This window comes from Embleya sp. NBC_00896, from assembly GCF_045207785.1.
GTDB lineage: Bacteria > Actinomycetota > Actinomycetes > Streptomycetales > Streptomycetaceae > Embleya.
Genome location: NZ_CP108776.1, coordinates 1,346,227 through 1,360,258 on the forward strand (window position 1 = coordinate 1,346,227; position 14,032 = coordinate 1,360,258).

General features: G+C 72.5%; 11 protein-coding genes. 3 read left to right on the forward strand and 8 right to left on the reverse strand.

Annotated features, from left to right (window positions below; all coding sequences use genetic code 11):
* Positions 1-183: 183 nt before the first annotated feature.
* The 4 genes from OG928_RS06370 to OG928_RS06385 all read right to left on the reverse strand — a co-directional run bounded on the left by OG928_RS06370 (position 184) and on the right by OG928_RS06385 (position 4,567).
* Positions 184-1,419 (reverse strand): sensor histidine kinase, encoded by a 1,236-nt coding sequence (locus tag OG928_RS06370; protein WP_406280411.1) that lies wholly within the window; start codon positions 1,417-1,419, stop codon positions 184-186.
* Positions 1,410-2,078 carry a response regulator transcription factor gene (locus OG928_RS06375; RefSeq protein ID WP_406280413.1) on the reverse strand — a complete coding sequence of 223 codons (669 nt, stop codon included), beginning with the start codon at positions 2,076-2,078 and terminating at the stop codon, positions 1,410-1,412. The genes OG928_RS06370 and OG928_RS06375 overlap by 10 nt, the downstream gene beginning before the upstream one ends.
* 141 nt (positions 2,079-2,219) lie before the next feature.
* Positions 2,220-2,996 carry an SDR family oxidoreductase gene (locus OG928_RS06380; protein WP_406280415.1) on the reverse strand — a complete coding sequence of 259 codons (777 nt, stop codon included), beginning with the start codon at positions 2,994-2,996 and terminating at the stop codon, positions 2,220-2,222.
* A gap of 263 nt (positions 2,997-3,259) precedes the next feature.
* The gene (locus tag OG928_RS06385; protein WP_406280417.1) at positions 3,260-4,567 is read right to left on the reverse strand and encodes a cytochrome P450; all 1,308 of its coding nucleotides are present in this window, start codon (positions 4,565-4,567) and stop codon (positions 3,260-3,262) included.
* Positions 4,568-4,793: 226 nt separating this feature from the next.
* Here OG928_RS06385 and OG928_RS06390 point away from each other — a divergent pair, with 226 nt between their 5' ends.
* Positions 4,794-5,600, forward strand: a complete 807-nt coding sequence (locus OG928_RS06390; RefSeq protein WP_406280419.1) for an FkbM family methyltransferase — start codon at positions 4,794-4,796, stop codon at positions 5,598-5,600.
* Here OG928_RS06390 and OG928_RS06395 read toward each other — a convergent pair.
* On the reverse strand, positions 5,567-6,811 hold the full coding sequence (locus OG928_RS06395) for a cytochrome P450 (protein ID WP_406280421.1): 1,245 nt from the start codon (positions 6,809-6,811) through the stop codon (positions 5,567-5,569). The genes OG928_RS06390 and OG928_RS06395 overlap by 34 nt on opposite strands.
* A gap of 181 nt (positions 6,812-6,992) precedes the next feature.
* On the opposite strand from OG928_RS06395, the gene OG928_RS06400 reads away from it, so the two are divergent.
* The gene (locus OG928_RS06400) at positions 6,993-10,139 is read left to right on the forward strand and encodes a BTAD domain-containing putative transcriptional regulator (protein WP_406280423.1); all 3,147 of its coding nucleotides are present in this window, start codon (positions 6,993-6,995) and stop codon (positions 10,137-10,139) included.
* Positions 10,140-10,148: 9 nt separating this feature from the next.
* Here OG928_RS06400 and OG928_RS06405 read toward each other — a convergent pair whose 3' ends face one another.
* The 3 genes from OG928_RS06405 to OG928_RS06415 all read right to left on the reverse strand — a co-directional run bounded on the left by OG928_RS06405 (position 10,149) and on the right by OG928_RS06415 (position 13,322).
* Positions 10,149-10,967 carry an ABC transporter permease gene (locus tag OG928_RS06405; protein ID WP_406280425.1) on the reverse strand — a complete coding sequence of 273 codons (819 nt, stop codon included), beginning with the start codon at positions 10,965-10,967 and terminating at the stop codon, positions 10,149-10,151.
* A complete protein-coding gene (locus tag OG928_RS06410) occupies positions 10,964-12,094 on the reverse strand; it encodes an ATP-binding cassette domain-containing protein (protein ID WP_406280427.1) in 1,131 nt (376 codons plus the stop codon). Before OG928_RS06410 ends, OG928_RS06405 begins: the two co-directional genes overlap by 4 nt.
* A 121-nt stretch (positions 12,095-12,215) precedes the next feature.
* Entirely contained in the window at positions 12,216-13,322 is a 1,107-nt protein-coding gene (locus tag OG928_RS06415) for a tryptophan dimethylallyltransferase family protein (protein ID WP_406280429.1), read from the reverse strand.
* Positions 13,323-13,412: 90 nt separating this feature from the next.
* On the opposite strand from OG928_RS06415, the gene OG928_RS06420 reads away from it, so the two are divergent.
* Positions 13,413-13,646, forward strand: a complete 234-nt coding sequence (locus tag OG928_RS06420) for a hypothetical protein (protein ID WP_406280430.1) — start codon at positions 13,413-13,415, stop codon at positions 13,644-13,646.
* Positions 13,647-14,032: the final 386 nt, after the last annotated feature.

The window sequence follows — 14,032 nt, forward strand, 5'->3', positions numbered from 1 at the left end:
GAGGCCGGGTGGTCGGCGACGTTCGTGCCGCGTGGGCGTTCGGGCGTGCGATGGCATCGGGTTCTCCAAAACCTGGGCGGGCAGGCCGAAACGGCCCGGGCGTGGAGTCCGTGACTCGATCGCCCGTGGTCGATCGGGATGTTCGCCATCCTGCCCGATGCGGTTGATACATTCCCGATGCATTCACGACGGGCGCGCGATCGGCCGCTCCGACTCACCCTCTGCGGCCCGTGGAACCCGACGGACATCGGCGTTCGGGCAACTCGTGGATGTCGTGGGGAAATGGAGGGTGAGGTCCAGGCCACCCGTGGGGCGGGGGGTGGTGTCCAGGGTGCCGTTGTGGGCGGTGGTGATGGCTTGGACGATGGACAGACCCAGGCCGGCGCCGCCGTCGGTGCGGGGGGATTCGCCGCGGACGAAGGGTTCCAGGAGTCGGGTCGCCTCGTCGGGGGCGATCGGTGGGCCGGTGTTGGTGATGCGCAGGAACGACCGTGCGGCCTCCGTGCCCGTGGTCACCGCGATGTGGCCGCCGGCGTGGTTGTACCGGATGGCGTTGTCGAGCAGGTTGCCGACCATGCGTTCGAGCAGGATCGGGTCGCCGCTCATCGGCCCGGGGCGTAGGACCGTACGCAGCGCGAGGTCGCGGGCCGTCATCCCGGCGGCGGCGCCGTCGAGTAGGCCCGCCGCGACGTCGGCGAGGTCCACCGGGCGCTGTTTGCCGGGGCCGGCCTGGCTGCGGGCCAGCGCGAGGAGTCCGTCGAGGGTGCGCCGGCTGTGTTCGACCGCGGTCCTGATGTCGTCGGCCATGGCAAGCAGTTCGGCCCGGTCGGGTTCGCCGTCGAGGGTCACGTCGATGGCGGTGCGCATGGTGGTCAACGGGGTACGGAGTTCGTGGGCGGCGTTGGCGGTGAACATCCGTTGGCTGCCCAGCACCCGGTCGCGTTCCAGGATGCCGGTCTGGATGCGGTCCAGCATCCCGTTGATGGTGCCGGCCAGGTCGGCGAGCTCGTCCGCGGGTGTCGTGACCGGTACCCGTTCCGAGAGGTTCTCCGCCGAAAGGCGCTGCGCGGTGGCCGAGATCGCGCGAATCGGCCGCAGCACCCGGCCGGCCACCAGCCACCCCAGCACCGCGGCCACCAGGGTGACCACCGCGAGCGCGAGCGCGGCCTGGGTCAGGAGTTCGGACAGGGTCGCGGCCCGCACGCGATCGGCGAGGTCCGACATCTCCTGCCGCTCCGCCCGGATGTCCTCGGGGGCGGGCGACGGACCGACCTTGGTGCGGATCAGCCACCGGCGATCCACGCTCTGCCGCACCAGCAGGTACGTCAGCGCGGTCAGCATGGTCCCGGCGGCCAGGACCAGCACCGTATAGAGGGCCGCCAATCGGCCGCGGGCGGTCAGCCGCGCGGTCACCCGCACTGCGACGGGCCGAGCCGGTAGCCGGCGCCGGTCACGGTCTCGACGAGCGGCGGATCGCCGAGCTTGCGGCGCAGCGTGCCCACGGTGATCCGGATCGCGTTGGTGAACGGATCGGCGTGCTCGTCCCACACTTTGTCCAGCAGCGTCTCCGCGCTGACCACGTCGCCGTCGGCGGCCAGCAGTTGCTCGAGGACACCGAACTCCTTGGGCGTCAGGTGCAGCAGCCGGCCGGCCCGCTCCGCGGTGCGCCGCGAGGGGTCGAGGACCACGTCGGCGGCGCGCAGCACCGGCGGTCGGGCCGGGGCGCTGCGCCGCTCCAACGCCCGTACGCGCGCCATCAGTTCGGAAAACGCGAACGGCTTCCCCAGGTAGTCGTCGGCGCCCAGGGTGAGCCCGTCGACCCGGTCCTGGACCGCGTCGGACGCGGTGAGCATCAACACCCGCGACGTGCCCCGCTCCGCCAGGTGCCGACACACCACGTCACCGTGCACCCCCGGCAGGTCCCGGTCCAGGACCACCACGTCGTAGGGCGTGAACGCGCATTTGTCCAGGGCGGTCCGGCCGTCGAGGGCGACATCGACGGCGAACCCGTGCTTGCGCAGCCCGACCGCGATGTACCCGACCAGCGGTTGTTCGTCCTCGACCAGCAGTAGCCGCATCGGCCCAGTATCGCGACCACGACATATGGAACTCGTATGGATCGGCGGTCGGTTCCGGAGCGGCTCCGGAGCGGATCCCCACCCGCGCGGGAGGCGTCGCCCGCGCGGGACCTGCCGCCCGCGCGGGCCGTACCGCAAACGTCAGGAGGTGCCGGCCAGCCACTCCTGGTAGGTCGGGCCGGCGAGGGTGGCGTGCGGGCTGGGAAGCAGGGCGCCGTTTTCGAAGAGGTCGCGGTCCGGGTTGACGGGGTCGCTGACGACCTCGACCCGCACCACGTCACCGGTCCGGGCCAGGACCAGCTTCGCCACCTCCGCGAGGCTTTCCTCCCGCGGACCGGCGATCTCCGGGAACGGCGCCCCGGTCGACTCCGGTGCGGGCGCCGGGCCGGTGGCCAGGTCGACCAGCGCCTGGGCGACGACGTTCGCGGCGACCAGCTGGGTGCGCATCTTCGGCACGTAGCACACGTCGCCCTGCCGCCCCCAGCCCACGAGTTGCTCGACGAACTCGTGGAACTGGGCCGCGCGCAGCACCTGGACCGGGATCGGTCCGGCCAGCACGGCCTGCTCGTGGGCGAGCTTCGCCGCGTTGTAACCGGCCTTGGACTCGTCGATCCCGATGATCGACACGACCACCATCCGCCGCACGCCCGCCTTGTGGCCGACCTCGTGCAGGTTCCGGGCCGAGGTGGTGAAGAACTCCGTGGCCTCGGTCTGGTCGGGCGACGGCGTGCTGGACGCGTCGATGACGATCTCTACGCCGGTCAGGGCCTCTGCCAGACCCTCCGCGGTGATCAGGTCCACGCCGACCGAGCGCGAGATCGGGACCACGTCGTGGCCCTGGGCCTCGAGGATCTCGACGACGTGGCGGCCGACCCGCCCGGTCGCCCCGGCCACCGCGATCTTCGTGTGCGCGTTCATGCTGCTCTCCCTCAGTGCTCTCCGGTGCGGTGCGAGTACTGTCGCGTCGCGCCGGTTCTGTTCGTTCGGTTCGGCTCGTCACAGCACTGACGAAAGCCGGCGCGCGGATGTGACCGATCCGCGGCAACAATCCTCGACGCCCCGGCGAACCGGCCCCAAGTCTCCCAAAGCCTCCCGAGGATCCCCCTCCGACCCCGCGCGCCCGAGCCGGCGTGCGCCGGGCGCGACGCATCGCGCACCCGGCGCGCCGGCGGCCGGCCCCGTCAGGACGGACGCCCTCCGGGCGCCGTCGGGCCGAGGATCAACGGAAGGCGGGCGAGCTTGCGCATGCCCGGGAGCGGGAGCCAGGCCAGGTTCTGCGGGGCGGTGCCCAGGGCGAGGTCGGGGTGGCGGCGCAGGAGGGCGCCGAGGGCTGTCTCCACTTCGAGCCGGGCCAGGCCGGCGCCGAGGCAGTAGTGCGACCCGGACCCGAAGGAGACGTGCTGTTCACCGCGCCCTGCCGGGCACCGGTCCACGTCCAGGCGCGAGGGGTCGGCGAACTGGCGCGGATCGTGGTTGGCACTGCTCAGCACCGCCATCACGACGTCGCCGGCGGTGAAGCGGGCCCAGCCCAGGTCCATGTCCTCGGTGACGTAGCGCATCCGGGACAGCAGGACCGGGCCGCACCAGCGCAGCAGTTCCTGGACGGCCTCGGGCATCCGGTCCGGGTGCTCGTGCAGCAGCGCACGCTGGTCGGGGTGGGTCAGCAGGGCCCAGACGCCGTTGGCGATCTGGTTCGCGGTGGTGTCGTGGCCGGCGATGACCAGGCTCAGCACGAGGGTGACGAGTTCGCGGTCGCTCAGGCGGTCGCCGTCCTCGTCGCGGGTGCGGATCAGGGCGCTCAGGAGATCGTCGGTCGGGTCCGCCCGGCGTCGCTCGACCAACGCGTGTGTGTAGTCCACGATTTCGCGCAGGGTGCCGCCCATCGCCTCCTGGTTGAAGGCGAGGTCGTGGCTCCACTTGAGCCACTTCGGCCGGTCCGCCTCGGCCACGCCGACCAGTTCGCAGATCACCGTAATCGGCAGCGGGTAGGCGAAGTGGGTCAGGAAGTCGACGACGCCGTTCTCGGCGTGCCCGGGCAGGGCGTCGAGGAGGTCCTCGGTCAGGCCCTCGATCCACGGGCGCAGCGCGGCCACCCGCCGGGCCGTGAACGCGTGCGTGACGACCTTGCGCAACCGGGCGTGGTCGGGCGCGTCGTTGTCGAGGAGGGTGTCCGCGAGGTACGGGATGAGTTCCTCGTCCATGCCCAGGTCGCGCATGCCGTTGATCTGCATCTGCGGGGCCTTGTCGCCGGGCACCGTGGCCGGGTTGTTGGCGAAGCGCGGATCGCCGAGCACCGTGCGGACGTCGTCGTAGCGCGTGACGATCCACATCAGGGTGCCGTCGGGCGCGCGCATCGGGGTGGCGGGGGCTTGTTCCCGTAGCTGTTCGTAGGCCGCGTGCGGGTCGTTCAGCAATTGCGCCGCGGCGGCGGCGCGTCCTGTGGACGCCGAACCGGCCTGGTGCGAGCCGGAGTTCGCTGATGTGTTCACGGGTCTCCTGGTGCTGATCGGTAATCGGTGGTCGGTGGTGAGTGTTGGGTTCTCGTTGTTCGGCGAGCGGGGTCCAAGGCTTGGTGTCATGTGACCGGTCACGTCCTTCCGTATCCCGCCGACCCCCTACTACCGTGGCCGGCAGCCCGGTTGGGCACCGGTCCGGGCCGGACCGGCTCGGACCGGACGGCGAAGTCGAAGTCGAAGTCGAAGGAGAGTGGTGGTCGTGACCGGAAGCGTCGAGGGAACAAGCGGTGTGGACGTGCGTCGACAGGTACGCCTGGACGACGGCAGGCACGTCTGGTGCACCAGCCCCGGCGAGGCGCAGGTGTTATGGCGCGAGATGTCGTCCCAGGGCTTCTATCGGCGGGCCGCGGGCCGACTCCGACCGGACGACCTCGTGCTCGACGTCGGCGCGAACATCGGGCTGGCCGCGCTGGTGTTCGCCGATGTACAGCCGGCGGCCGAGCTGATCGCGGTGGAGCCGGCGCCGGAGACGTTCGCGTGCCTGCGGGACAACCTCGATCGGCACGTCCCGCGCGGCACCGCGGTCCAAGCGGCGGTGGCGGCGGCATCCGGCACCCTGCCCTTCGTCTATTACCCGGCCGCGCCCGGCAATTCGAGTCTTTACGCGGACCAGGAGGCGGATGACACGCTGACCCGCACCTTCCTGCGGAACACCGGGCTGGACGACGAGTCGATCGAGCTGATGGTCGACGGGCTGCACGACGGGACGCCGATGGAGGTGTCCGTGACGACCGTGTCCGACCTGTTGCGCGAGCGGGGCACCCGTCCGGTCGGGTTGCTGAAGATCGACGTGGAACGGGCCGAACTCGACGTCCTGCGCGGCATCGAGGCCGCCGACTGGCGGCGGATCCGCAACATCGTGGCGGAGGTGCACGACGAGAACGACGGCCTCGACGTGTTCTGCCGGACGTTGCGCGAGCACGGATTCGTCGCCGAGGTCCGCCAGGACGCCAACCTGCGGAACACGGGACTCTACGAGGTCGACGCGACCCGCCCGGCGGACTGAGCGGGCGTCAGGGCCACCGGTGCCGACTCGAAGCCGCGGATCAGGCTCGACCGCATCCGCCGCACCGGCCCCGCGGGCTCCGCAGTGGCGACTCGGCGCACGATCTCGTCGAACATCACCGTCAGTTCGGTGGTGGCCAGCGCGGCGCCGAGGCAGAAGTGGGTGCCGGTCGCGAACGCCAGGTGCGGGTTGGGATCCCGGGTGACGTCGAAGCGCTCGGGGTCGGTGAACACCGCCTCGTCCCGGTTCCCGGCCGGCAGCCACAGCGCGACCGGATCGCCGGACCGGACCTCGTGGCCGGCCAACTCGGTGTCCCGGGCGGCGGTGCGCAGCACATGCATGGCCGGGCTCGTGTACCGGAGGATCTCCTGGACCGCCGTCGGCAGCAGGCTCGGATCGGCGCGCAACCTCGCCCACTGGTCCGGGTTCTCGATCAGCGCGAGCAGGCCGCCGACGGTGGCGTGCCGGGTGGTCTCGTTGCCGCCGGAGATCAGGCCGTCGCAGTTGAGGAAGATCTCCTCGTCGGTCAACGGGACCCCGTCGACGGTCCCGTTGACCAGCGCGGTGACGATGTCGTCCTGCGGGTCCTTGCGCCGTCGGGCGACCAGGTCCTCGTAGTAGGACAGGATGTCGACGTGCGCCTCGGCGACCGCGAACTCGCTGACGCCCTCCGCGTTCACCCCGAACGCGACCATCGTGCGGTCGAGCATGAAGTCCCAGTCCGCGCGCGGGACTCCGAGCATGTCGCAGATCACCGAGACCGGCAGCCGGGCCGCCACCTCGGTGAAGTCGCACGTGCCCCGCTCCAGCGCCTCGTCGAGCGCGCAGCCGACGGTGACCCGCATGTTCTGCTCCAGGCGGGCGACCATGCGCGGGGTGAACACCGAGTTGATGATCCGGCGGATCTTCCCGTGCCGCGGCGGGTCGGTGATGATCAGCATCTTTCCGGCGGCGGCCGCGGTGGCCGCCGGGTTGTGGTCCAGGCGCATGCCGCGTTCGGAGACGAACGTGGTGGGATCCTTGAGGACCGCGGTGATCAGTTCATGGGACAGGACGGCCCAGAAGTCCCCGCCGGCCCGGCGATTGCGGTGGACGGGGGACGTCGCGCGCAGCTTCGCCCACAGGTCTTCGGGAGCTCCGCTCCGGTAGAGGTCGGGATCGGACAGGTCCTCCGTCGTCACCGCGCGTGCGTGATCCCGGAATTCCGACATGTGACGTGCTCCCCGTATCGATTCGATGGACGTGACCGCGCGCCGCGCCGGGGGAGCCGGGACCGATCGCAGCCGATCGCGACCGATCCGTCCGCCGGGCGCGGCGCGGTGTGTTTCGATCCCTTTCCTGGTCCGCGCCGTGGAAATCATCCTCGGCCGGCGAAGGTGACAGAGTGGCGCCATGCGCGTACAAATCCTGGGTCCGCTGCGCGTGGTGGCGGACGGACGGGCCGTGGACATCGGCGGCGCCCGGCTGCGTGCGCTGGTCACCCGGCTGGCGGTGGACGCGGGGCGGGCGGTGACGGTGGAGGCGCTGTCGGGGGCGTTGTGGCCGGAGAGCGGTCCGGCCGATCCCGGGCACGCGCTCCAGGCGCTGGTGTCGAGGCTGCGCCGGGCCCTGCCGGACGCGGGCATGCTGCGCTCGGTGTCCGGCGGCTACCGGCTCGACCTGGTGCCGGACGCGGTGGACGCGCTGGCGTTCGAGCGGTTGGTGCGCACCGGACAGCGCGCGCTGCGCGAGGGCGACACCGAGACCGCGGCCCGTCGGCTGCGCGAGGGGCTGGGCCTGTGGCGCGGGTCGGCGTTGGCGGACGCGCGCGGGGCGCCGTACGCGGTCGCCGCCGCGGCGCGTCTGGACGAGTTGCGCCTGGCCGCGATCGAGGACCGGATCGCGGCCGATCTGGCCACCGGCGCCGAGCACTTGGTGGCCGAGTTGCAGGAGCTGACGGCGGCGCACCCGCTGCGCGAACGGCTGTACGTGCTGCTGGTGCGGGCGCTGCACGCGGACGGCCGGCAGAGCGAGGCGCTGGGCGCGTACGCGCACTACCGCGCCCTGCTGGCCGACGCGTTGGGCGTGGATCCGGGGCCGGAGCTGCGGGCCGCGCACGGGGCGGTGCTGCGGGACGAGCGGGTCGCGCACGAACCCGGCGGCGGTCGGCCGCGCGGCAATCTGCGCGCACCGCTGACCAGCTTCGTCGGTCGCGCCCACGAACAGGCCCGGGTGCGCGCGCAATTGCGGGACGGCCGGCTGGTCACCCTGGTCGGACCGGGCGGCGCGGGCAAGACCCGGCTCGCGGTGACCGTCGCCGCCGGCCTCGCCGACGCCGCTCCCGACGGGGTGTGGCTGGTGGAACTGGCCGCGGTGACCGATCCGGCCGACGTACCGCAGGCCGCGGTCAGCGCGTTGGGGCTGCGCGAGACCGGCCTGGCCGACACCTCCACCCGGCCGCACGATCCGGTGAACCGGCTGGTGGCCGCGCTGTCGGGGGCGCGGGCGCTGCTCGTCCTGGACAACTGCGAACACGTGATCGACGCGGCGGCGCGGCTGATCGACGACCTGCTCGGGCGCTGCCCGCGGCTGCGCGTGCTGGCCACGAGCCGCGAGCCGCTCGCGATCCTCGGCGAGGCGCTGTGCGCGGTGCCGCCGCTGGCGCTGCCCGAGCCGGGCGCCACGGCCGAACAGGCCGCCGGCTGCCCGGCGGTGCGGTTGTTCGTGGACCGCGCGGGCGCGGTGCGGGCCGACTTCGCGCTCACCGAGGCCAACGTCGGTGCGGTCACGGAGGTGTGCCGCCGGCTCGACGGCCTCCCGCTGGCGATCGAGCTGGCCGCCGCCCGGGTGCGCTCGATGGCGGTCGACCACCTGGCCGGCCGCCTGGACGATCGTTTCCAATTGCTGACCGGCGGCAGCCGTACGGCGATGTCCCGGCACCGGACCCTGCACGCGGTCGTGGCCTGGAGCTGGGACCTGCTCGATCCCGCCGAACGCGCCGCCCTGGAGCGGCTGGCGGTGTTCCCCGCGTCCTTCGATGCCGAGGCCGCCGCGTGCCTGGGCGCGACCCCGAGCATCGTCGACGCGCTGGTCGACCAGTCGCTGATCCAGGTGCCGGCCACGGCGGACGGCGGGCCGCGCTACCAGATGCTGGAGACCATCCGCGAGTACGGCCTGGAGCGGTTGGCCGAGTCCGGCGAGATCGCCGCGGCGCGCGCCGAACACGCCGCGTGCTTCCTCGCGTTGGCCGAGGCGGCGGCGCCGCATGTTCGCGGCGCCGACCAGTTGCCGTGGATCGCCCGACTCACCGCGGAGCGCGACAACGTGCTGGCCGCGCTGCACTTCGTCTGCGACGCCGGCGACGCGGAGACCGCGGTCCGGTTCGGGGCCGCGCTCTGGTACTTCTGGGCGATCCACAGCGAGCACGTGGAGGCGGCGGATCGGCTGCGCGCGGTCCTGGCGGTGCCCGGCCCGCAACCGGTCGCGGCCACGGCCGCCGCGGCCACCGGGTACCTGTTCACGTCGGTGCTCTCCGGCGACCTCGCGGCCCGGACGCCGGCTCCCGAAGCCATCGCCGCGACCCTGCGCGCGCACGACCCGGCGGATCCGACCGCGGCGCTGATCGCCGCCCTGCTCGCGCTGATCGCCCACGACCCGGCGGCCGGCCTGGTCGCGATCGACGCCGGTCGGGCGCACGCCGATCCGTGGACGAGGGCCATGCTGTGTTGGGTCCGCTCCTTCCTGCACGGCATCCACGGCGACGTGCACCGGCTGTGCCACGACCTGGCCGAGGCCGCCGCCGCGTTCCGCGCGGCCGGCGAACGGTGGGGCCTGGCGATGTCGCTGCTGAGCCTGGCGAACGCCCGGATCATGCTCGGCGACCTGGCCGGCGGGGTCGGTGCGCTGGAGGAATCGGCGGTTCTGGTACGGATGTTCGGTGTCGACGACCATCCGCGGCTGTGGTTGGCGATGGTCCGGATCCGGACCGGCGACGTGACCGCGGCCCGCGACGAACTGCTCGGCATCGTCGCCCGCGCCGGCTCCGGCCGGTACGTCTCGCTGGCCCGGCTCTTCCTGGGCGACCTGGCCCGGTGCGCGGGCGATCGGGCCGAGGCCGCCCGGCAGTTCGAGCTCGCCGCCGCGGATCGGGAGGCGTTCGACGACGCGGTGTTCCGCGCGCTGTACCGGTTCGGGGTCGGCACCCTGGCCGTACAGACCGGCGACTTCGCGGCGGCCGAGCGCGATCTGGGCGAGGCGCTCACGCTGGTGGCCACCATGCCGGAGTTGCCGATGGCGGCCCCGGTCGGCCTCGGGGTGGCTCGGCTGCGGCTGCGCCGGGGGGATCCCGCCGAGGCCGCCGAGGTGCTCGGCGCCAACCACGCGCTGCGCGGTACCGCCGACGCGTTCAACCGCGATGTGGTGGGCCTGACCCGGGAGTTGCGCAAAGTCCTGGGCGAGGCCGGGTACCGCGCCGCCTACGCCCACGGCCGGGCCCTCGACCGCGCGGACGCGCTCGCCCTGATCCGGGCCCGGGTCACCGGCGGCCGTCCGCGCCCCTGAGCGCCCCGGTCAATCGGCCCGCCGGTTCGCCAGCACCGCGAGCGGGGCGAAGATCACGAGCACGACGGCCGACCACAGCAGCGTCTTGCCCACCGGGTCCGCCACCGCCCCACCGGTCAGCAGACCGCGGGTCGCGTCCATCGCGTGCGTGACCGGATTGACCCCGGCCCACGCCTCCAGCCAGCCCGGCAGCGTCGACTTCGGCGCGGCCAGGCTGGTCCCCAGCACCAGCGGCAGGAAGGCGACGAAGGCGAATCCGAGCACCGCGCCCTCGTCCTTGACCAGGACGCCGATCAGGACCGTGACCCAGCTCAGACAGAAGGCGAACAGGATCGCGATCCCGACCGCCCCGAGCGCCGACGCGAAGTCGGTCTCGACCCGGAAGCCCATCAGGCAGCCGACCCCGAACAGCACCGCCGCCGCCAGCACATAGCGGACCGTGTCGGCGAGCACCGAGCCGATCAGCGGTGCCGAACGCCCGATCGGCAGGCTGCGGAACCGATCGGCGACGCCGTTCTTGCGGTCCAGGTTGACGTTGAGGCCGGTGGACAGCATCCCGGACAGGATCGTGCCCATCACCAGGATTCCCGGGAACAGGTACTGGAGGTAGTCCCCGGTGGAGCCGGTCATGGCACCACCAAAGAGGTAGTAGAACAGCACCAGGAAGATGACCGGGGTCATCACCCCGTTCATCAGGAATCCGGGGTTGCGCCCGCTCTTGATCAGACTGCGCCGGCCGAGCACCAGGCTGTGCCGGACCAGTGCCCACGGGCGCTGCGGCGCGAGCGCCTCCGCGGCCGTCCGGTCCACCGTGATCGTGCCGCTCACGCCGCCTCCTCCTCGTTCCGATCCGACTTGCGACCCGACTTGCGCCCCGACTTTCGACCCGACTTTCGACCCGATGTCCCGGCCGGTCTCCGGGCCGAGCCCGCACCCGGCTCCGCGCCGTCCGGGTCCCCCGCTCGATCACGATCCGGGTCCCCATCCACCCCGGAATCCACCCCGGCATCGGCCGCGCGCTCGTCCGCGTGCCGCCGCGTCAACGCGAAGAACGCCTCGTCCAGACTCGGCAACCGCAGCGCGAACTCGGTCACCTCGATCCCCGCCGCCTCGATCAGCCGCGCGGTCTCGGCCAACACGTCACCGCCGCGCACCGGCACGGTGATCACGCCGCGCCCGACCGAGTCCGGTTCGCGCCCGGCCACCGACCGCAGGATCGTGGCCACGTCCGCCTCCCGCGCCGGGTCGGCCGGCCGGACCGCGACGGTCTGGCCGCCCACGATCCGCTTCAGCTCGGCCGGCGTCCCGTGCGCGATCACCCGGCCGTGATCCATCACCGAGATCTCGTCGGCGAGCGCGTCCGCCTCCTCCAGGTACTGCGTGGTCAGCAGCACCGTGACGCCGTCGGCGGTCATCGAGCGCACCGTGCGCCACATGTCCTCGCGCTTGCCCGGATCGAGCCCGGTGGTCGGCTCGTCCAGGAAGACGATCCTCGGCGAGCCGACCAGGCTCGCGGCCAGGTCCAGGCGCCGCCGCATGCCGCCCGAGTACGTCGACGCCCGCCGTCCCGCGGCCTCGGTCAGCTCGAAGCGCCCGAGCAGTTCGTCCGCCCTGGCCTTCGCCTCGCCCTTGCGCAGGTCCAGGAGTCGGCCGATGAGCACCAGGTTCTCGAGGCCGGTGAGTTCCTCGTCGACGGTCGCGTACTGCCCGGTGAGCCCGATCAACCGGCGCACCCGGGCGGCGTGTCGGACCACGTCGAGCCCGCCCACCGTCGCGCGTCCCTCGTCCGGCCGCAGCAGCGTGGCCAGGATGCGGATCGCCGTGGTCTTGCCGGCGCCGTTGGGCCCGAGCACCCCGAGCACCGTGCCCGGGCGGGCCGCCAGGTCGGCGCCCGCGAGCGCGGTCGTCTTCCCGAATCGTTTGACCAGGCCCTCAGCCTGGAACGCGTAGCTCATGCCGGCGAGGCTGCCGGCCGACGCTCACAGATCGCGCACAGATCACTCCCGTCCTCCCGTTCGGGTGCATGCCCGCTCCCGCGGCCGGGATCCGGGGGCCGCCGCCGATCGCCGCGCCCGGTCAGCCGCGGCACGAGCTGTCCGACGCGTCGAGCCGGTAGCGCGGCGGCGGGTTCGTGTCGTGCAGTTCCGGCGAGAAGTAGATCTTGACCCGCGGCCGATCGCGCCCGGGTTGCCACGAGATGTAGTTGTGGATCCCCCGCCCGTCGGCGGGCGGCCGGCTCGCGATCTCCCCCAGCACGTGCTCGTACCGGTCGGCCGAGCGACCGTGGCTCGCGAACAGCCGGCACACCCGGCCACGCAGCACCTCGTCACTGGCCGCGTACGTCCACAGCGGGACGTACAGCGTGGCCGCGTCGGCCTCGCGCGCGTCCGCGATCGTGAAGGTCAGGCAGGTCACCGGCGGTTGCACGGTGAGGTCCTCGGCGTGGCCGGTCATCAACCGGCAGAACCCGGTGGTCAGGTCGGGGTCGAAGCCGGGCTGCTTCTCCAACAGGGTCGCCAGGTAGTCCGCGTCGGCGTCGTAGTGGCGGAAGTAGATCTTGATCCGCGCCGCCCGACTCGCCGACAGATCGAGCGATAACAGGAAGGGCAGATCGCGGCGGGCGTCGCGGCGCACGTGCGACAGGACGGCGGGCCACGCGGCCTGCAGTCCGAGCCGGTCCAGGCCCATGCCGAGCAGGTCCAGGGCCCGGTCGGGGCCCTCCACGGTCGGGTAGAACCAGACCTTGAACCGGACCGGCCCGTGCCGGCGGATCTCCGCGCCGTACATGGCGACATGGCCCCCCGCGGGGTCGTCGGGCAGGTACAGATCGGCAAGGGACGCCCAGCGCTCGTCGGAGGTGCCGTACGCCGTGGCCAGGCCGGCCATCATCCGCCGCGCGGCCGACGACGCGTCGGCCGCCGTACCCCCCGGGGTCATCGGCTCGACCGCGAACTGCACCGCGGGGTCGGCCTCGTCGAAGTCGACGGCGAACTCCACCGGTGATCCGTCCGGTGACACGTCCGAAAGGGGCAACTCGCCGGACCGCGCGTCGCCCCACGGCTCGGTCATGGTCCGGAACACCGCCACGATCTCCTCCGCGCGCTCCCCCAGGTCGAGGCGGCGGGTCAGGTTCTCCAAGCGGGACGCGCAGGTGCCCCGGACCGGTACCGACAGTCTCTTCACCAGTTCCCCTCTCACAGATCTCACAGATGGCGCAGGTCTCGCGGGTGTCGCGGTGTCGCGGGTCTGCGGGTCTCGCGGGTGTCGCAAGTCGTGCGGGTCTCGCAGGTCGTGCGAGTCGTGCGGATCTCGCAGGTCGTGCGAGTCGTGCAGGTCATGCGGGTCTCGCAGGTCGTGCAGGTCGTGCAGGTCGTGCAGGTCGTGCGGGTCTCGCAGGTCGTACACACCTCGTCGATGCGTCCCGCGCGAGGTCGCCCCGGCTCGACGGTCGATATCCCGCCGTCCCGGCGCACCGCACCCCCAGGGGCTTCGCGGACGGCGGACTAATAAGGGGTTGAGGAAAACCGCGACGGATGTTATTTTCCGCGGCCGACGCTGCGGCAACGGGCGCGCCCGACGGTTGAACCGGGACGCCGAATACCACCGGAGACTGCACCGGGGGACGGCGTACGAATTCCCGAAATCCCCGAGCGGGCCCCTCCCGCGCGTACGCCCGGGCCCCCGGCTCGCCGGCGCGAACCCGGCGGGGATGGTGGCACTCGCAGGATTGTGCCCATCGACTCCGGGCGACAACCATCCGAATCTTTGCACATCCGAGACCATGATCGACTATCCGAAATATTCTCGAATCGGGCGGAAGCTCCCGACCCGGGAGCGGCTCGATGAATTGCCCATCGCAGCCGGGCGAGCGACAGGCAACCATCATCTCGGCC